Source organism: Kitasatospora sp. NPDC094019 (genome assembly GCF_044764505.1).
GTDB lineage: Bacteria > Actinomycetota > Actinomycetes > Streptomycetales > Streptomycetaceae > Kitasatospora.
Genome location: NZ_JBIWIF010000024.1, coordinates 46,489 through 63,566, shown reverse-complemented (window position 1 = coordinate 63,566; position 17,078 = coordinate 46,489). Strand labels below are relative to the sequence as shown.

At 75.5% G+C, this 17,078-nt stretch carries 16 protein-coding genes; 4 read left to right on the top strand and 12 right to left on the bottom strand.

Features of this window, described 5'->3' with window-relative positions:
* Positions 1-28: 28 nt before the first annotated feature.
* The 5 genes from ACIQ9P_RS34985 to ACIQ9P_RS34965 all read right to left on the bottom strand — a co-directional run bounded on the left by ACIQ9P_RS34985 (position 29) and on the right by ACIQ9P_RS34965 (position 4,161).
* Positions 29-679: a NeuD/PglB/VioB family sugar acetyltransferase gene (locus ACIQ9P_RS34985; RefSeq protein ID WP_402365470.1), complete on the bottom strand. Its 651-nt coding sequence runs from the start codon at positions 677-679 to the stop codon at positions 29-31.
* Positions 680-705: 26 nt separating this feature from the next.
* Positions 706-1,515, bottom strand: a complete 810-nt coding sequence (locus tag ACIQ9P_RS34980) for a sugar transferase (RefSeq protein WP_402365468.1) — start codon at positions 1,513-1,515, stop codon at positions 706-708.
* Between the two features lie 42 nt (positions 1,516-1,557).
* Complete coding sequence (locus ACIQ9P_RS34975; protein WP_402365466.1) at positions 1,558-2,742, bottom strand: glycosyltransferase; 1,185 nt, start codon at positions 2,740-2,742, stop codon at positions 1,558-1,560.
* Entirely contained in the window at positions 2,735-3,577 is an 843-nt protein-coding gene (locus ACIQ9P_RS34970; protein ID WP_402365464.1) for a polysaccharide deacetylase family protein, read from the bottom strand. The genes ACIQ9P_RS34975 and ACIQ9P_RS34970 overlap by 8 nt, the downstream gene beginning before the upstream one ends.
* A 311-nt stretch (positions 3,578-3,888) precedes the next feature.
* A complete protein-coding gene (locus ACIQ9P_RS34965; RefSeq protein WP_402365462.1) occupies positions 3,889-4,161 on the bottom strand; it encodes a hypothetical protein in 273 nt (90 codons plus the stop codon).
* Between the two features lie 465 nt (positions 4,162-4,626).
* Between ACIQ9P_RS34965 and ACIQ9P_RS34960 the strand changes: the two genes are divergently transcribed.
* The gene (locus ACIQ9P_RS34960) at positions 4,627-5,898 is read left to right on the top strand and encodes a polysaccharide deacetylase family protein (protein ID WP_402365460.1); all 1,272 of its coding nucleotides are present in this window, start codon (positions 4,627-4,629) and stop codon (positions 5,896-5,898) included.
* Positions 5,899-6,086: 188 nt separating this feature from the next.
* Here ACIQ9P_RS34960 and ACIQ9P_RS34955 read toward each other — a convergent pair whose 3' ends face one another.
* Positions 6,087-6,872 carry a glutamate racemase gene (locus ACIQ9P_RS34955; protein ID WP_402365458.1) on the bottom strand — a complete coding sequence of 262 codons (786 nt, stop codon included), beginning with the start codon at positions 6,870-6,872 and terminating at the stop codon, positions 6,087-6,089.
* A gap of 18 nt (positions 6,873-6,890) precedes the next feature.
* Between ACIQ9P_RS34955 and ACIQ9P_RS34950 the strand changes: the two genes are divergently transcribed.
* Both ACIQ9P_RS34950 and ACIQ9P_RS34945 read left to right on the top strand, forming a co-directional pair.
* Positions 6,891-8,072: a glycosyltransferase gene (locus ACIQ9P_RS34950; RefSeq protein WP_402365456.1), complete on the top strand. Its 1,182-nt coding sequence runs from the start codon at positions 6,891-6,893 to the stop codon at positions 8,070-8,072.
* Positions 8,073-8,238: 166 nt separating this feature from the next.
* On the top strand, positions 8,239-8,985 hold the full coding sequence (locus ACIQ9P_RS34945) for an SAM-dependent methyltransferase (protein ID WP_402365454.1): 747 nt from the start codon (positions 8,239-8,241) through the stop codon (positions 8,983-8,985).
* A 43-nt stretch (positions 8,986-9,028) separates the two neighbouring features.
* On the opposite strand, the gene ACIQ9P_RS34940 is transcribed toward ACIQ9P_RS34945, so the two are convergent.
* From ACIQ9P_RS34940 to ACIQ9P_RS34915, 6 genes are all read right to left on the bottom strand, one after another.
* A complete protein-coding gene (locus ACIQ9P_RS34940) occupies positions 9,029-9,904 on the bottom strand; it encodes an alpha/beta fold hydrolase (RefSeq protein WP_402365452.1) in 876 nt (291 codons plus the stop codon).
* A 61-nt stretch (positions 9,905-9,965) separates the two neighbouring features.
* Complete coding sequence (locus ACIQ9P_RS34935; RefSeq protein WP_402365450.1) at positions 9,966-11,165, bottom strand: glycosyltransferase family 4 protein; 1,200 nt, start codon at positions 11,163-11,165, stop codon at positions 9,966-9,968.
* A gap of 3 nt (positions 11,166-11,168) precedes the next feature.
* The gene (locus ACIQ9P_RS34930; RefSeq protein WP_402365448.1) at positions 11,169-12,368 is read right to left on the bottom strand and encodes an ABC transporter ATP-binding protein; all 1,200 of its coding nucleotides are present in this window, start codon (positions 12,366-12,368) and stop codon (positions 11,169-11,171) included.
* Positions 12,358-13,266: an ABC transporter permease gene (locus ACIQ9P_RS34925; protein ID WP_402365446.1), complete on the bottom strand. Its 909-nt coding sequence runs from the start codon at positions 13,264-13,266 to the stop codon at positions 12,358-12,360. Before ACIQ9P_RS34925 ends, ACIQ9P_RS34930 begins: the two co-directional genes overlap by 11 nt.
* A 222-nt stretch (positions 13,267-13,488) precedes the next feature.
* Positions 13,489-14,175 carry a thiol:disulfide interchange protein DsbA/DsbL gene (locus ACIQ9P_RS34920; RefSeq protein ID WP_402365444.1) on the bottom strand — a complete coding sequence of 229 codons (687 nt, stop codon included), beginning with the start codon at positions 14,173-14,175 and terminating at the stop codon, positions 13,489-13,491.
* 103 nt (positions 14,176-14,278) lie between these two features.
* Entirely contained in the window at positions 14,279-15,517 is a 1,239-nt protein-coding gene (locus tag ACIQ9P_RS34915) for a glycosyltransferase family 4 protein (RefSeq protein ID WP_402365442.1), read from the bottom strand.
* Between the two features lie 350 nt (positions 15,518-15,867).
* On the opposite strand from ACIQ9P_RS34915, the gene ACIQ9P_RS34910 reads away from it, so the two are divergent.
* Positions 15,868-16,998: a glycosyltransferase family 4 protein gene (locus tag ACIQ9P_RS34910; protein ID WP_402365440.1), complete on the top strand. Its 1,131-nt coding sequence runs from the start codon at positions 15,868-15,870 to the stop codon at positions 16,996-16,998.
* The last annotated feature ends 80 nt before the right edge of the window (positions 16,999-17,078 follow it).

The window sequence follows — 17,078 nt, the reverse complement described above, 5'->3', positions numbered from 1 at the left end:
TCCGCGACGGGCGGCCCGGCGGGGCCGTTCAGTCCCGGCGCAGCGGGCGGGCCGGGGAGCCGACCACCACCTCGCCCGGGGCCACGTCCCTGGTCACCACCGCGGCCGCGCCGACGAAGGCCCCGGCGCCGATCGCGCGGCCCTGGAGCACCACCGCGTTGGAGCCCACGGTGGCGCCGTCGGCCAGCCGCACCGCGCCGGAGACGTTGCCGCCCGGGTAGACCGTCACCCGCTCGCCGAACACGGTGTCGTGGCCGACCGTCGCGTTGTAGTGGACCTGGCTGTGCGCTCCCAGCCGCACGCTGCTGGACACGTAGGCGCCGCCCATCACCAGGCAGCCCGGGCCGAGCAGGGTGTCCGGGGCGATCAGCGCCCGGGGGTGGACCAGGGTGAACGGCTCCGCCCCCAGGCCGTCCAGCAGCGCGGAGAGCCGCTGCCGGACGGCCGGGTCGGCGATGCCGACCAGGTAGCGGGCACCCGGTCCGAGCTCGGCGGGTCTGCGGACCGGCCGGCCGCGGACGGTGGCGCCGTGCTGACGGTCGTCGAGGAATCCCGCCACCGGGACGCCGGCCGCGAGCGCGGTGTCCAGCGCCTCGCGGCCGACGCCACCGGCGCCGGCGATCCAGAGTGCGGGCGGCTCGGTCACGGAGGACGTGGCCGGGGGCCGGTCGGAGGGCATGGGGGACATCCTGCCGGGTCCGGCGGTCAGGACGCCTCCTCGACGGCGGCGCCGACGGGTGCCGGACGGACCGGCCGGGTCCGGAGCGGTGGCGGCACCGGCCTGGGCCCGGTGGCCTGCCGGGGCAGACCGATCACGGCCGGGGCCGGCTCGGCGGCGCCCACCGGCGGGACGCCGGCGGCGGTGACAACGGCGGTGACGGGTACCGCGGCCACGGTGGCGGCAGCGGTGGTGGCGCTCGCGGCGGCGTCGGCCGGCTCGGTCGGCGCCGGGAAGCCCGGGTTGACGCCACCGGCGGCGGTGATCCCGGCCGGGCGCAGCAGCACCCCGACGGTCAGCACCAGGATCCGCAGGTCCAGGCCGAGCGAGCGGTTCCGGACGTACCAGAGGTCGAGCTCGATCCGCTCCGGCCAGGTGATGGAGTTGCGGCCCTGCACCTGGGCCCAGCCGGTGAGCCCGGGCCGCACGTCGAGCCGGCCGCGCTGGCGGCGGGAGTAGTGGACGACCTGCTCGGGGAGCGTCGGCCGGGGGCCGATCACACCCATCTCACCGCGCGCGACGTTCCACAGCTGCGGCAGTTCGTCCAGGCTGGTCCGGCGGAGCAGGTCCCCGAGCCGGGTGATCCGGGGAGCGTCCGGCTCCTCCGGGAAACGTTTGTCCCGCATGGTGCGGAACTTGAGGATCTCGAACTCCTCGCCCCGCAGCCCCGTCCGGGTCTGACGGAAGAGCACCGGTCCGCCCATGGTGCAGCGGATCAGCAGAGCGATCACCAGACCCAGCGGAATCGCGACGATCCCGGTCAGGACGGTGATCGCGAGGTCCCCCCCTCGCTTCATGACGGTCCTTCCCCTGATGCGGTGGTGTGGTCGTGGGCGGGCTCAGCCGACCGTCCAGGGCAGCCCCTTGGCGCGGGCGACGGCCGCGTAGGTGGCCAGCGAGACGGCGGCGACCGCCCGCTGGTCGAACGCCGCCCCGGCGCGGCGGCGGGCCGCCGGACCGAGGCGCTCACGCAGGCCGGGCTCGGTGAGGAGCCGGTCCAGCGCACTGGTGAGGGCCCGGGCGTCCCCGGGCGGGGCGAGGAGCAGGTGCTCGTCGTGGGTGCCGATCTCGCGGCAGCCCCGGATGTCACTGAGCACCATCGGCAGGCCGCCGGCGGCGGCCTCCATGGCGGATCGGGAGAACCCCTCCCGGTAGGAGGGGAGAACGAAGACGTCCAGCGCGGCGTAGACGGCGGGCATGTCGGCCCGCGGACCGAGGAAGGCGACCCCGGACTCGGCGCCGTGGGCGTCCGGCTTGTCCGGGTCGTCGGGACCGATCCAGACGAACCTGGCCTTGCCGGCCAGGGCGCGGGCGGCCTCGGCGTACTCCCGGATGCCCTTCTCGGCGACCCGGCGACCGACCCCGCCGACCAGCAGCTCGTCCGGCCCGAGGCCCAGCTCGGCGCGCAACCGGGCCCTGGCCCGGGCGCGTTCGCCGGGATCGACGGCGAAGCGGGTGAGGTCCACGCCGTTGCCGACCACCCGCGAGCGGCGGGCCGGGACGGCGCGGGCCAGGGTCCGGCGGTCCTCGCCGTTCTGGTACAGCTCGGCGTGCGAGAAGCGGGCGGCGAAGGACTCCGCGCCGAGCACGAACGCGCGCTTGGCGAACGGGTCGTGCGCCTGTGCCCACAGCCCGTGGCAGGTGTTGACCACCACCGGGACCCGGGCCAGCCGGCCGAGGACCCGGCCGAGCACACCGGTCTTCGGATTGTGGGTGTGCAGCACGTCCGGACGGATCCGGCGGAGCACGGCGAGGAGTTCACGGGCCGCGGCGGCGTCGGCGCGCGGCTCCCAGGCCCGGGTCAGCGCGTGCAGCGGCTCGTGCCGCACCCCGATCGCCACCAGGTCGGGGACGTACGGGCCCGGGGCGCTGATCCCGTACGTCTCGAACCCGGCCTCCAGATCGACCTTGAGCTCGGTGGCGAGGAGCAGCTGGAGGCTCATGTCGACGGTGGTGAGGTGGGCGACGCGCAGCGGGCGGCCGCCGGGTCCGCGCAGCCGCGGGGGTATCGACTCCTCAGGCACGGGCGCCCACCGCCTTCGCGGTGGCGACGATCCTGGCGTAGGCGCGCTCCGGGATCAGCCGCCCGTGCAGCTTGGCGCGGAAGAAGTCGATCGGGTCGGTGCGGCGGACCGGCACCCGGCGCAGCCGCACCGGGTCGACCCCCGGGGCGTTGCGGCCGACCTCGCCGGTGGCGGCGGTCCGGAAGCGGGCCCGCAGCGCGGGCTCCATGTGCGGGACCGGCACGCCCCAGGTGTAGGCGTAGTGGCTGGGCCGGACGCCCAGGTGCTCCTCGACCTCGTCGTTGCAGCCGTCCAGCTCGGTGGTGGACAGCAGCTCGGGGCGGGCGTGGGTGCGGGTGTGGTTGGCGACCGTGCACAGGCCGGAGGCGGTCATCTCGCGCAGCTGCTCCCAGCTGAGCGCGGGGGCGCCGGTGGCCTTGGCGGTCGACCCCTCCCAGCGCATCTCGCCGCCGACGTGGCCGCTGGCCAGGTAGACGGTGAACGGCAGCCGGCGCTCGCGCAGCAGCGGCCAGGCGTTCTCGAACACGTCCGCGAAGCCGTCGTCGAAGGTGAGGACCACGCCCGGGGTGCGGCGGCCGGCCTCGATCCGGTCGGTGGCCTCGTCCAGGGAGACCACCCGGCCGGGCGGCAGGTCGGCGAGCAGATCGGCCTGGGCGGCGAAGTCGGCGGTGGCGACGTCCAGCTCGTCCGGGCTGCCGCCACCGACCCGGTGGTAGATCAGCACCGTGGCACCCTCGCCGGGACTGCTCCCGACCCGGCGCGCCAGCTGGCGCTTCACCTGGGCCCGGATCCCCCCGGCGACCGGGGCCCGTCCGGGCACGGCGCTGCCGCTCATCGTTCCCCCCTCTGCGGCACCCTCCCCGGCGCCGGCAAGTGGCCTCGCATCCGGCGCTGTTGGCGCCCCGGACCGACATCACAGTAGGGGGAACTGTGGGGCTGGTGCCCCGGAATTGTGAAAGAAGCGAGAAGGAGTTGGCAGATGGGCCGAAAACCGGCCGATCCGACCGGATGGACCCGATCGGGAGTTCGGTGCGCGACGGGTTCCGGCGGAATTCGACAAAAGCCCGGGTCGGAAGGCCGGGACGGCCTCGTCCGGTCCACTCGGACGGGCGTGGGGCGGCGTCCCCGACGGTCGCGCGGAGGCGCTCAGACCGCCGCGCGGCGGTGCCGGCGGAACACCGCGACGCCGATCCGGCCGAGCAGCAGCACACCGGCCGCGAGGCAGCCCGCGACCGCCATCGCCCAGGCCGGTCCGTCACTGTCCGGAACCACGACCGCGACCACGATGCCCAGCGCGAGGCAGGCCAGACCGACCAGCGCCAGCGGCACCTGGTGGGTGACCAGGGCACCACCGTGCCAGAACCGCGTCATCCGGGTCGCGCCGTGCGGGTGGTGGTGATCACGTTCCGCGTCTGCCATGAGCCCAAGGTACCTCGGGGCCGTCGCGGGAGCAGCCCGCAGGGCGTGATCGGGTGGCCACCCACGGTCACGGGCGAGTCGGCCGGCCGGGGCGTGCGCGGACCCCGTCGGTGCGCCCCGGCGCGCGCCGGGGCGGCTGCCCGGGCGCGGGGCCGCCGCCCGTCGCGCCTTCCGATCCGGCGTCCGACCCGGTGCCCGATCCGGCGTCGTCCCGAGTTCGTTCCGGCGTTGTCCCGGGATTGTTCCCACGCTCCGAAAAAACCTTGCCGGTCCGGTACAACCATCAACGGGGCGTAGCTGTCTCCATTACATTGAGCGATCCAGGAGCCGTCCGCGGTGCGGGTTGGGAGTCCCCGCCGTGGACCGGAGATACCCAGGGGGCGGAGCCGCCGCGCCCTGGAGTCGGAGGCCGGGCTCTGTCCTCCGGCGGTACCGCCACGCCGCATCGGCGACCGAGGGGGAACCGTGCCGCAGTCCCATTCCACGACGTCGACCTCCGGCCTCACCGCGCTCAACAGGGCCGTGGTGAACGCCCTGTCGGACCTGCGGCCGCCACCGACCGCCCCGCCGTCCGGACCGGGCCCCGCCCGCCCGGCGGCCGCGTCCCCCGCCAGTGCGGTGCCGACCGACGGGCAGCCGGTCGCCACCCAGCCCGGCGGGCGGACCCTCCGGTCCCCCGTGACCACCCGGCCCCCCGTCACCAACCGCACCCGCCCCCGGCCCGTCCGGGCCCTGGCGCCCGCGCCGGGCGCCGTGCCCGGACGGCGGGCGCCCGAGCGCGCCGAGGGCCCGGCCGTCGCTCCCGTCGCCGGTCCGGTCGGTCACCCGGCCGACGCGCGCGGCGAGTGGCTTCGGTTCGCCCCCGTCCAGCCGCTGTTCCGGGCCAGGGCGGCGCAGCGGCTCGCCGTGCTCGCCTACCACGGGGTCACCGACCCCCGGTCGTTCGGCGCGCAGCTCGACCGGCTGCGAAGACTCGCGACACCCGTCTCGCTGGCCGCCGTGCAGGAAGCCGTCGCCGAGCGGCGTCCGCTGCCCGCCCGCAGTGTGCTGGTGACCTTCGACGACGCCGACCGCAGCGTCCTGACCCACGCGCTTCCCGCGCTGATCGAACGCGGCATCCCCGCCGCCGCCTTCGTCATCTCCGAGCTGATCGGGACCGAGCGGCCGTTCTGGTGGCACGAGGCCGACTTCCTCGCCCGGCACGGCGGGCGGGCCCGTTCGCTCGACTGCGGCCACCCCTCGCAGCTGCTCCCCCGCCTCAAGGCGATGCCCGACCCGGACCGTCGGCGCAGCCTCCAGGAACTGCGGGTCAGCGCGGACCGGCGTCCGCCCGGCCAGGAGCAGCTCACCCCCGCCGACCTGGTGGCCCTGCGCGAGGGCGGAGTCGCCATCGGCAACCACACCCAGGGGCACCCGTGCCTCGGCCGCTGCGACGACGCCACCGTCCGGGCCGAGATCACCGGCGCCCACGAGGCCCTCACCCGCTGGCTCGGCGAGCCGCCGATCGCGTTCGCCTACCCGGACGGCGGTCACGACGTCCGGGCCGAGGGCGTCCTCCAGGAGCTGGGCTACCGGCTCGGCTTCCTCTCCGACCACCGCCTCGGCCCCCGGCTCCCCTCCCACCCGCTCCAGATCAGCCGTCTCCAGGTCGACTCGACGACCAGCACCCGCCGCTTCGACACCATCCTGTCCGGCCTCGAACCCGCCTACCGCCGCTGGCGCGGCCAGGCCGCCTGAGCCGCGCTCCGGAGGTCGGTCCCGCCGGCCTCCGGAACCGTCATCGGTACGCACCCGGGAGGTCGAACCGGCCGACTTCCTGCGCCCCGGACCCACCGGGGTGGCGGGCCGGGCGATTCTCCGGGGAGCGGTCGGGCGGGTGTCGGTCCCGGGCGTCACGGACCGGGTGGTCCGCCGAGCGGGCGGGGTCAGGCTGCCGGGGTGGCCAGGGAAGGACTGTGGAGGAGCGCCGTACCGGGGTAGGCGAGGGCGACGGCGGGGAGGGTGGTGGGGGCACCGGCGTGGAGGACGGTGAGGGTGGCGTTGCCGCGGCGGGTGGGGTCGGCGACGCGGCGCAGGGCCTGGGCGACGACGGGTTCGGCGGAGCCGTGCAGGGTGAGCGTGGGCAGGGCGGTCGGGGCGACGGCGGCGCGGATGCGTTCGGCGACCAGCTCGTAGTGGGTGCAGCCGAGTACGAGGGCCGCCGTGCCGACCGGGGTGCGGGCGGCCGCGTCGGCGATGGCCGCGTCGATGGCCGCCTGGTCGCCGTGGTCGACGGCGTCCGCGAGTCCGGGGCAGGCCACCTCGGTGACGGCGGCGGTGCCGGCGAAGTCGCGGATCAGTCCGCGCTGGTACGCGCTGCCGGTGGTGGCCGGGGTGGCCCAGATGGCGACCGGGCCGCCGAGCGCGGCGGCCGGCTTGATCGCCGGGACGGTGGCGATGACCGGGAGCGCGGGCTCCAGCTCGGCGCGGAGGGCGGCGAGCGCGTGCACGGAGGCGGTGTTGCAGGCGATGATCAGCGCGTCCGGCTCGTGCGCGGCGGCGGCGCGGGCGCAGCCGAGGGCGAGTTCGGTGATCTCCTCGGGCGTCCGGGGCCCCCAGGGCATCGAGGCGGGGTCGGAGGAGAGCACCAGATCGACGTCCGGGCGCTTGGTCCGGAGTACGCCGGCGGCGGCCAGCAGGCCGATTCCCGAGTCCATCAGTGCGATCTTCACGCTTCAAGACTTTAGTCGATGGCCCGTCGCGGGCCCTTGGTGCGGCAGACTGCCCGGGTGACCGTCCTGCTGTGGATCGCCGTGCTCTCGCTGCTGGTCTGGCTCTGGCTGGCGGGCTGCCACGGGTTGTTCTGGCGCACCGATGTCCGTCTGCCGCCGCGCCGTCCGCCCGCGCGGTGGCCGCAGGTGGCGGTGGTGGTGCCGGCCCGGGACGAGGCGGAGGTGCTGCCGTCGTCGCTGCCGAGCCTGCTGGCGCAGAAGTACCCGGGTCGGGCGCGGGTGGTGCTGGTGGACGACCACAGTTCGGACGGCACCGGCGCGCTGGCGCGTTCACTGGCCGTCCCGGGGGGCCTGGAGCTGACGGTGGCCTCTCCTCCTCCGCTGCCGCCGGGCTGGACGGGCAAGCTGTGGGCGCTGCGGCACGGGGTGGAGCTGGTGGGGGCGGACGCCGAGTACCTGTTGCTGACGGACGCGGACATCGCGCACGGGCCGGATTCGCTGGCCGATCTGGTGGCCGCGGCGGAGGCGAACCGGCTGGACCTGGTGTCGCAGATGGCCCGGCTGCGGGTGGAGACGGGGTGGGAGCGGCTGATCGTGCCGGCCTTCGTGTACTTCTTCGCCCAGCTCTACCCGTTCCGGTGGAGCAACCGGCCCGGTGCGCGGACGGCGGCGGCGGCCGGCGGTTGCTCGCTGGTGCGGCGGGAGGCGCTGGAGCGGGTGGGCGGGGTGGCGGCGATCCGGGGCGCGGTCATCGACGACGTGTCGCTCGCCCGGGCCGTGAAGGCGGCCGGGGGCCGGACCTGGCTGGGCCTGGCCGAGCAGGTGGACAGTGTCCGTCCGTACCCGCGGTTGGCGCAGTTGTGGCGGATGGTGTCGCGCAGCGCGTACGCCCAGTTGCGGCATTCGCCGGTGCTGCTGCTGGGGACGGTGCTGGGCCTGACCCTGGTGTACCTGGTGCCGCCGGTGGCGGCGCTGGCCGGGGCGGCGGCGGGCGACTGGCCGGTGGCGGCGGCGGGCGGGGCGGCCTGGGCGCTGATGACGGGCACGTTCGTCCCGATGCTGCGCTACTACGGGCGGCCGGCGCCGGCCGCGCTGCTGCTGCCGTTCACGGCGGCCCTGTACCTGCTGATGACGGTCGACTCGGCGGTCCAGCACTGGCGGGGCCGGGGCGCCGCCTGGAAGGGCCGCACGTACGGGTGAGGGTCGGACGTACGGGTGAGGGTCGGACGCCGACAAGGGCCCGGACGAGGGCGGGGCACGGGCAAGGCCCCGGGCGAAGGCCGGGCACGGACGAAGCCCGGACGGGCGGGGGCCGGGCACGGACGAAGCCCGGACGGGCGGGGGCCGGGTGGGCCACACTGTTCGAATGGACCGTCAGACGATCTCCCGGCTCGCCCACGCCCATCACCCGATCGCCGCCCCGCTCTCCGACGAGGCCGTGGCGACGCTGCTGGAGCGGGCGCTCGGCCCGGCGGAGGAGGGACGGATGCTCGACCTCGGCTGCGGGCAGGGGGGCTGGTTGCTGCGGGCGCTGGCGGCGCGGCCTCGGCTCCGGGCGGTCGGGGTGGACCTGGACGCGGGGGCGCTGACCCGGGCCCGGGAGTCGGCGGAGGCGGCGGGGGTGCAGCGACGGTTGGGCCTGCACCACCTCGACGCCCGGGAGTTCACCGAGCGCCAGCCCTTCGACCTGGTCCTGAGCGTCGGCGCGACGCACGCCTTCGGCGGGCTGCTGCCGACGCTGGCCGCGGCCGGGAAGCGGCTGGCGCCGGGCGGCCGGGTGCTGGTGGGTGAGGGGTTCTGGGAGCGCGAGCCCTCGTCGGCGGCGCTGGGCGGCCTGGGCGCCGCGCGCGAGGAGTACGCGGACCTGGCCACCACCGTGGACCGGGTGGTGGCGGCCGGCTGGACGCCGGTGTTCGGCCATGTGAGCACCCGGGCGGAGTGGGACGACTACGAGTTCTCCTGGACCGGCTCGCTGGCCGCCTGGGCGCTGGACCACCCGGAGCACCCGGACGCGGCGGACGCCCGGGCGGCGGCCGACCTGCACCGCGCCGAGTGGCTGCACGGCTACCGGGGGACGCTGGGCTTCGTCACCCTGCTGCTGCGCCGGGGCTGACGGGCCGCTCCCGCTCCCCCCGCTCCCACTCCCCCCGCCTCCACTACTTCTGAGTGCGGGCGAGGAAGTCGTCGATCAGCGGGGCGATCTCGGGCAGCTTCTCCTCCAGCGCGAAGTGCCCGGTGTCGAAGACGTGCAGTTCGGCGTCGGGCAGGTCGCGCAGGTAGGCGCGGGCGCCCGGCTCGGTGAAGAACGGGTCGTTGCGGCCCCAGAGCACCAGGGCCGGCGGCCGGTGGGTGCGCAGCCATTCCTGCCAGACGGGGTAGAGCTCGACGTTGCTGTGGTAGTCGAGGGCGAGTTCGACCTGGATGTCCTTGCGGCCGGGCAGGTCGAGGTGGTGCTGGTCGAGGGTCCAGCCGTCGGGGGCGACCAGCGAGGGGTCCCCGGTGCCGCCCTCGTACTGGGCCCGGGTGATCTCCTGGACCAGGATGGCCCGGGCGCGTTCGGCGGCACCCTCGACGCCGGGGCGGTTGGCGATGAACTCCCGGGCCTGTGCCGAGAGTCCCTCCTCGTAGGCGTTGCCGTTCTGGACGATCAGGCCGGTGATCCACTCGGGGTGGCGGGTGGCGAGCCGCAGGCCGACCGGGGCGCCGAAGTCGAAGACGTAGAGGGCGAAGCGGTCGAGACCGAGGGTCCGGCAGAAGCCCTCGACGACGTCGGCCAGGGTGTCGAAGCGGTAGCGGAACACCTCGGGGGCGGGGCTGTCGCTGTGGCCGAAGCCGGGGTAGTCGGGGGCGATCAGCCGGTAGCGGGTACCCAGCGCGTCGAGGAGCCGCCGGAACTGGTGCGAGGCGGAGGGGAATCCGTGCAGCAGCAGGAGTACCGGGGCGTCGGCCGGCCCGGTCTCCCGGTAGAAGACGCGCAGGCCGTCGACGTCGACGTGGCGGTGGTGGATGTGCGGGATCGTCAACTCGCTCATGCTAACCATTAAACACCGGCGTACCGGTTAGGGAAAGGGTCGGCCGGGAGAAGAGTCGACGTCACCGCCCCAGCAGCCGCAGAGCGGTGGGCTTGGTGAACTCGTACCTGGTCATCTGCTCCAGGTCCTTCAGCCAGCCGACCGCGCGGCCCGGCCGGGCCAGCACCCGGGCGTAGATCTCCTCGAAGGAACCGGTCACGCTCTCCAGCGAGAACCGGCCGACCACCCACTCCCGCCCCCAGGCGCCGAGTTCGGCCCGGCGCGCCGGATCGTCGAGCAGTCCCCGCAGCTGGGCGGCCAGTCCCTCGGGGGCGCGCGAGCCGTCCCCGAAGCCGTACATGCAGCGCGAGGCGTGCGGTTCGACCAGCGGTCCGGGCTCGTGCACGGCGGTGTACCCGGCCGCGCCGTGCACCACCAGCGGCTTGCCGAAGGCGAGCCCGCGCAGGGCCGAACCACCCATGCCGAGGACGATGTCGGCACCCTGGTAGGCGGGCCGCGGATCGGCGAGCTGACCCGGGACCAGCACCGCCGGGCGACCGAGGGCCTCGTTCACGGCGGCCGCGCGGGCCCGCAGCGGCTCCAGGCTGGGGCCGGTGCCGACGATCACCAGCCGGACCCGGGGGTCGTCCAGTTCCCGGACGGCGTCCACGGTGAGCTCCGCGCCGGCGTCCTTCTCCAGCGCGGGGACCAGCCGGGTGACGATCGCCAGCAGCAACTCGTCGTCACGGATGCCGTGTTGGCGGCGGAACGCGGTTCCGTCGACCAGGCCGGGGGCGTCGGTGGCGGTGTTCACCGGCGGTTCGATCAGACTGACGTCCCGGTGGCCGAAGGCCCGACCGTCGCCCAGCAGCGCCCCGAGGCCCAGCACCAGCGGCTGGTGCCGGGGCAGGCCGCGCAGCATCCGGATCCCGTAGAAGGTGGTCACCACCGGTATCCGGCCGTAACGGCCGGGCCCGAAGTAGGAGTTGCGGGCCGCCCGGACCTCCCAGGCGTGCAGCAGCTGGCTGCCGTGCTCGGCGGCCAGCCGCCCCAGCCGGCGCCGGACCTCGGAGTGCGGGGTGTCGGGGCCGCCCGCCACCACCACGTCCAGGCCGTGGCCGGCCGCGACGTCGACCAGCGGGGCCGGGCCGTCCACCCCCTGGGCGAACAGCACCGGGTCGTGGCCCCGGTCGCGCAGGGTGCGGGCAATGTCGACGGCGTTCAACTGGGCGCCGCCCAGGGCCAGGTTGTTGAGATGGACGAGCACCCGGACCGGTCGCACGCCTCACTCCTCCCAGTGGTGCGGGACGAACACCGGCGCGGCCAGCACCACGGCACGCGGCGGGGAGTCCAGCATCGGCCCGAACACGTCGAACTGGCCCACCGAGTGCCAGCTCATCAGCGTGCCGCCGTCGGTCCTGCCGATGCTGTAGACGCCGGCCCAGAGCGTGTACCGGCCGCGCGGCAGCGGCAGCCGGGGGATCACACAGGTGACCTGGCGGTCCCCGCCGGTGAGCCGGATCTCGTGGCTGATCTGGAAGATCGGGCTGGAGGTGCCCTCGCTGACGCCCAGGTGCAGCGTCGCGTCGCCCCGGTACTCGCCGCCGAGGGTGAGATCGACGGTCATCGGCTCGTCGGTGGTCAGGCTGTCCCGGTCCTCGCCCCGCACCTCGTGCTTGAGCAACTGGAGCGGCTCGCCGGTACGCCCGCCGGCCTCGGACTGCGCCTCGATCGAGTCGCGGTAGCCGGCCATCGCCTCCTTGATCCCGGCGTCCACCCGGATCGAGCCCTGCTCCAGCCAGATGCCGCGCCGGCAGATGGACTCCACCGCGGGCAGGTCGTGCGAGACGAAGACGATGGTGGTGCCCTGCTCGGCGACCTCGCGCATCCGGTCCAGGCAGCGCTGCTGGAACACCGCGTCGCCGACCGCCAGCACCTCGTCCACCAGCAGGACGTGCGGCTCCAGATAGGCGGCGACGGCGAAACCGAGGCGCATCTGCATGCCCGAGGAGTAGAACTTCACCTGCCGGTCGATGGCGCCGCCGAGCCGGGCGAACTCCACGATGTCGTCGAAGCGGGTGGCCACCTCGCGCCGGCGCAGCCCGAGCAGCGCGCCGAACAGGTAGATGTTCTCCCGGCCGGTCAGGTCGGGGTGGATGCCGGCCCGGATCTCGATCAGCGCGCCGATCCGGCCGCGCACGTCGATCACCCCGCCGTACGGGTACATCACCCGCGTCAGCATCTTGAGCAGGGTGGACTTGCCCGAGCCGTTGGAGCCGATCAGGCCGACCGACTCACCCGGCTCGATGTGCATCGAGATGTCGCGCAGCGCCCAGCGCCAGTCCTCGCCCTTCTCCCCGCGCAGCCGGCGGGCCAGCGAGTCGACCTTGTCGCGCAGCAGCATCCGCTGCTGGTCGGCCTTGAAGCGCTTCCAGACCTGGTCGGTGCGGATGGTCCCGAGCGGGAGGGTCAGATCAGGCGACATCGGCGATCCCCGTCTCCAGCTTCTTGAACAGCAGGTAGCCGCCGACCAGGAACACCACCGAGGAGACGGCGGCGATCGAGGTGAGCGCGGCGTCCGGCGCCTGCCCGTACAGCAGGGCGTTGCGGTAGCCCTCGATCACGGCGCCGAGCGGGTTGACGCCGACGTACAGCTCCTGGAGGCGCTCCGGGATCTGGGCCAGCGGGTAGGCGACCGGGGTGGCGAACACGCCCATCTGGGTGATGATCGGCAGCAGGTGGCGGACGTCGCGCAGGTACACCACGGCCACCGAGAGGACGAGGGCGATGCCGTAGGTGAAGGCGAACTGGATGCCCAGCAGCGGGACCACCCAGAGGAACGTCATCGCGGGGGCGGTCCAGAAGATCAGGAAGAGCAGGCCGAGCACCGCGGTGCCGATCAGCATGTCGACGGTGGCGACCAGCATGGTGGCGAGCGGGAACACCTCGCGCGGGCAGTACACCTTGTTCAGCAGGCTGAGGTTGTTGGCGAGGCTCAGCGCGCCCTGGTTCATGGTGTTGCTGAAGAACTGCCAGACGATCAGGCCGACATAGGCGAACAGCGGGTAGGCCGCGCCCTCGGTCTCGACGTGCACGGCCCGGCGGAAGACCAGGGTGAAGATGGCGCACAGCGCGAGCGGGGTGAGCACCGCCCAGGCGAAGCCGAGCACCGCCTGCTTGTACCGGGCCCGCAGATCGCGCTCGGCCAGCGCGCGGACGAGTTCGCGGGCGCCCCAGAGTTCCCTGGCCACCCGGGCCGGGCGGAGCCGGCGTTTGAAGATCAGTTCGGGCGGCGGCCCGTCGGTGGCCGACGGGCGCCGCCCCGGGGCCTGCGTTGTCTGGCTGTCGCGCTCGTCGACGAGCTGCGCGCGTTGTCCCCCCACGGACACCTGCCCTCTCCGGTACCGGCGGTATCGAGAAGTGGGCCCGTCACAACGGCTGTTGACGCCGTCGCGGTGCGGCCCGGCCCCACTCTGGCACAGAGTGTGGCCGCCGGGGGTCGGTTCGGTGAAGGTGATCGACGCCGCCCCGGCCGACGACCGAAAAGGGGCGGACCGACCGCGATGCGGCCGGCCCGCCCGTCGGGGGTCGGGGGTGACGGAGCGTCAGTACAGTCGGTAGGCGCGCGGGTGGCGCTGCTGGTCCTCGGCGACGAGGTGGTCCATCACCTCGGGCATCGCCTCGACGCCGCCGGCGTTGGTCGGCGAGGTGCGGTACTCACCCTGCACCACCACGGTCGGCAGCTCGTTGATGCCGTAGCGGACGAACAGCGCGGCGGCCTCGTCGACGGCCCGCAGGGTCTCCTCGGAGCGGTAGGCCGCGCGGAAGCTCCGCTCGTCGACGCCCTGGCGCAGGGCCCAGTCGGCGGCGGCGTCCTCGGTGGTGACGTCCTGCTCGTTGCTGTGGACCGCGCGGAAGGCGGCGGTCTGCAGGCGCTCGACCAGGCCCAGCCGCTCCAGCGTGTAGTAGAGGCGGGCGTGGCCGCGCTGGGCGGCCTCCTCGCGGCTGCCCTGCCAGATGGCCGGGACACGGCGCAGGTCCACGTCGGCGCGGTGCCGCTCGGTCCATGCCTGGAGCGGCTGTTCGAGCTGCTGGGAGTGGCCGCAGTCGTACCAGAAGAACTCGATCGCCTCGGTGCGGGCGCTCTCGCGCACCGGCTGCGGGTGGTCGAGGCGGACGTACTGGGCGCCCTCACGGGGCGGCTGATGGGTGGCGGCGCCGGCCTGGACGGGGGATGCGGCGATCCCGGCGGCGACGGCGAGCAGCAGGGTGGTTCGAAGGATCGACTTCACACGGGGCAGTGTGACGGTGACGGAACGTCATCGGCCAGTCGCCCCGGTGGGTCGGGCCGGGATTCGCCCGATCGGCGCACCCGGCCCGGCCCACCGGGACGCGTCAGCCGAGTCCGCCGAGTTCGCCGCCCGGGTCGGCCCCGGGCGCGTCGGCCTTCGCGGTACCCGCCCTCCCGACGCCCGCCCTCCCGGCACCCGGCCTCGCCGTACCGGCCGGTGCGGCCGCGCCGCCGCGGCCGCAGACCTCGGCGAAGAGCCGCTGCCAGGCGTCGGCCACCACGTCGAGCTCGCAGTGGGCGAGCGCGTGCGCCCGGGCCGCGGCGCCCAGTCCGGCCCGGTCGCCGGCCAGCACCTTGGCCAGCGCCTCGGCCAGGGCCGGCGGGTCGTCGGGGGCGACCAGCGCGCCGGTGACACCGTCGCGGACCACCGAGCCGACCCAGCCGACGTCCGTGGCCACGGCCGGCAGTCCGGCCAGCGCCGCCTCGATCAGCACGCCGGGCACGCCCTCGCTGTCGCTGCTGAGCAGGACGGCGTCGGCGGCCCGGTAGAGCGGGGCCGGGTCGGCGAGGGTGCCCAGGAAGTGGGCCCGGGCGGCGCCGGGATGTCGCTCCAGGGCGGAGCGCTGCGGGCCGTCTCCGGCGACGGCGAGGCGGACGTCCGGGAGCCGGCCGAGGGCGTCGAGGGCGAGGTCGAGGCGCTTCTCGGGGGCGATCGCGCCCAGCCAGGCGACCAGCAGGCCGTCGGCCGGAAGGCCGAGCGCGTGCCGGGCGGCGCGGCGGTCGGCCTCGTCGACGGCGGGCGGGTAGCGGTCGGCGGCACGGGCGTTGGGGATGGTGCGGACCCGGGCGGCGGGCAGCCGGAAGCGTTCGACCAGCAGGTCCCGGGCCTCGTCGGCGAGCGCGGTGACGGCGGCGGCGCGGTGCAGCAGGGCGCCGGTGCGCAACCGTCGCACCGGCCCCGCGGTCCAGTGCCGGGGGTCGCCGATGGACACGTAGACGAACGGGGTGCGGGTGCCGGCGAGGGCGAGGGCGCAGGCCGGGAGGGTGGAGGAGCCGTGGGCGACCACGAGGTCGGCGGTGCGGGCGGCGGTGCGCAGGGCGGCGAGGGTGCGCGGGTGCAGCCGGCCGGGGCCGAGCACGGCGGTGGCGCGGGTGTCGGGGGCGTCCGGGTGGGCGTCGGGGTGCGGGGCGAGGGCGCGCAGGGCGGACGCCTGGCCCCGGCGGCGCAGTTCGCGGTGCAGGTCGCGGGCGAGGTTCTGGGCGCCGCGCCGCCGCGGGTCGGTGACGAGATGGAGGATGCGGGGGCGGGTTCCGGCCGTCCTGACCGGTGTCGCTTCGGGCATGGCAACGACCTTGGCACAGGCTCCCGTCAGGGACGACCCCTTCGCGCAACCCGGCGGTGGTCCGTCGGTCGGCGCGCGGCCTCCCCGGGAGCGCCGGCCGGGAGCCGTCGTACGCCCGGCCGGGGGTGCGCGCGCCCCGGGCCGCGCCGTCGGCCGCCCCCTGACCGTTCGCCGTCGTCCGGTCCGCGGCGCCCGGACGGCGGCGCGGCCCGCCCCGGCGCCGGTCTGACCGAACCGCTGGCGGGCGCCGACCGCGACCTGCGATGCTGAGCGGCAGTCAGGGTGCCCTCCCGGCACGGGAGACCGGGGGTGCCCAGGAGGGCGGGGGTTGGCCTGTGCATGTGCTCTATGTGATCGACAGCGTGAGCCGGGTCGGCGGGGCCGAGCAGGGCCTGGTGGCGATGACCCCCCAGCTGGTACGGGCCGGGGTGAAGCTCGACGTCGCGTACCTCAAGGACTCGCCCGGCGGATTCCAGCCCGAGCTCACCGCGGCGGGGGCCGATGTGTTCGGGGTCGGCCGGCCCACCCGGGGAGGCACCGTCGCCGCGCTGCACCGGCTGGTCCGCGAACGGCGGCCCGACCTCGTGCACACCACGCTCTACGAGTCGGACGTCCTGGGCCGGGCGGCCGCCCTGGCCGCCCGCACCCCGGTGGTGACCAGCCTGGTCAACGCGGCGTACGGGCCGGAGCACCGCAACGCACGCGGGCTGAACCCGTGGAAGGTACGGGCCGCGCAGGCCGTGGACGCCACGACCGCGCAGGGCACCCGGCGCTTCCACGCGCTGACCCGGTACGTGGCCGGGGCGATGGCCCGGCGGCTGCGGGTGCCGTCGCAGCGGATCGACGTGGTGCCGCGCGGGCGTGACCCGGAGCTGCTCGGCTCGGTGACGCCGGACCGGCGGGCCGCCGTCCGGGCGGCGCTGGAGCTGCCGCTGGACGTGCCGGTGGTGCTGGCCGCGGCCCGGCAGCAGTACCAGAAGGGCCTCGACGTGCTGTTGGAGGCGTGGCCCGAGGTGCTGCGGGCGGAGCCGGAGGCGGTGCTGCTGCTGGCCGGCAGCGAGGGCGGGGAGAGCGAGCGGCTGCGCGCGCTGGCCGCTGCGACCGGCGGGGTGCGGTTCCTCGGGCCGCGCGACGACGTGTTCGACCTGATGGCGGCCTCGGACGCGTTCGCCGTGCCGTCCCGCTGGGAAGGGCTCGGCAGCGCGGCGATGGAGGCGATGGGCGTCGGGGTGCCGCTGGTGGCCGCCGATGTGCCGGCCCTGCGCGAGACGGTCGGGTCCGAGGACTACGCCCGGCTGGTGCCGCCGGAACGCCCGGCCGCGCTGGCGGCGGCGATCACCGACACCCTGGAGGACCGGGCCTCGGCCCGGGTGCGGGCGAAGGCGGCGCGGGCCCGGTTCCTGACCTCGTTCACGCTGCACCAGGTCTCGGCGCAGATGGTGGGGTTCTACGAGCGCTCGCTGCGGCTGCGGACGGTCTGAGCCCGCTCGGGGGCCCGGGCCCGGCGACGGTGCGCGCCCCGGCCCGGGGTCGGTGCGCGCCCGCCGCCGGGCCCGGTCTG

Excerpts from the sequence above, each read along its gene's own strand:
- ACIQ9P_RS34970 (WP_402365464.1), bottom strand. The coding sequence starts at position 3,577 with ATGAGCGGCAGCGCCGTGCCCGGACGGGCCCCGGTCGCCGGGGGGATC.
- ACIQ9P_RS34980 (WP_402365468.1), bottom strand. The coding sequence starts at position 1,515 with ATGAAGCGAGGGGGGGACCTCGCGATCACCGTCCTGACCGGGATCGTC.
- ACIQ9P_RS34945 (WP_402365454.1), top strand. The coding sequence starts at position 8,239 with ATGGACCGTCAGACGATCTCCCGGCTCGCCCACGCCCATCACCCGATC.
- ACIQ9P_RS34940 (WP_402365452.1), bottom strand. The coding sequence starts at position 9,904 with ATGAGCGAGTTGACGATCCCGCACATCCACCACCGCCACGTCGACGTC.
- ACIQ9P_RS34965 (WP_402365462.1), bottom strand. The coding sequence starts at position 4,161 with ATGGCAGACGCGGAACGTGATCACCACCACCCGCACGGCGCGACCCGG.
- ACIQ9P_RS34985 (WP_402365470.1), bottom strand. The coding sequence starts at position 679 with ATGCCCTCCGACCGGCCCCCGGCCACGTCCTCCGTGACCGAGCCGCCC.
- ACIQ9P_RS34930 (WP_402365448.1), bottom strand. The coding sequence starts at position 12,368 with ATGTCGCCTGATCTGACCCTCCCGCTCGGGACCATCCGCACCGACCAG.
- ACIQ9P_RS34950 (WP_402365456.1), top strand. The coding sequence starts at position 6,891 with ATGGCCCGTCGCGGGCCCTTGGTGCGGCAGACTGCCCGGGTGACCGTC.
- ACIQ9P_RS34915 (WP_402365442.1), bottom strand. The coding sequence starts at position 15,517 with ATGCCCGAAGCGACACCGGTCAGGACGGCCGGAACCCGCCCCCGCATC.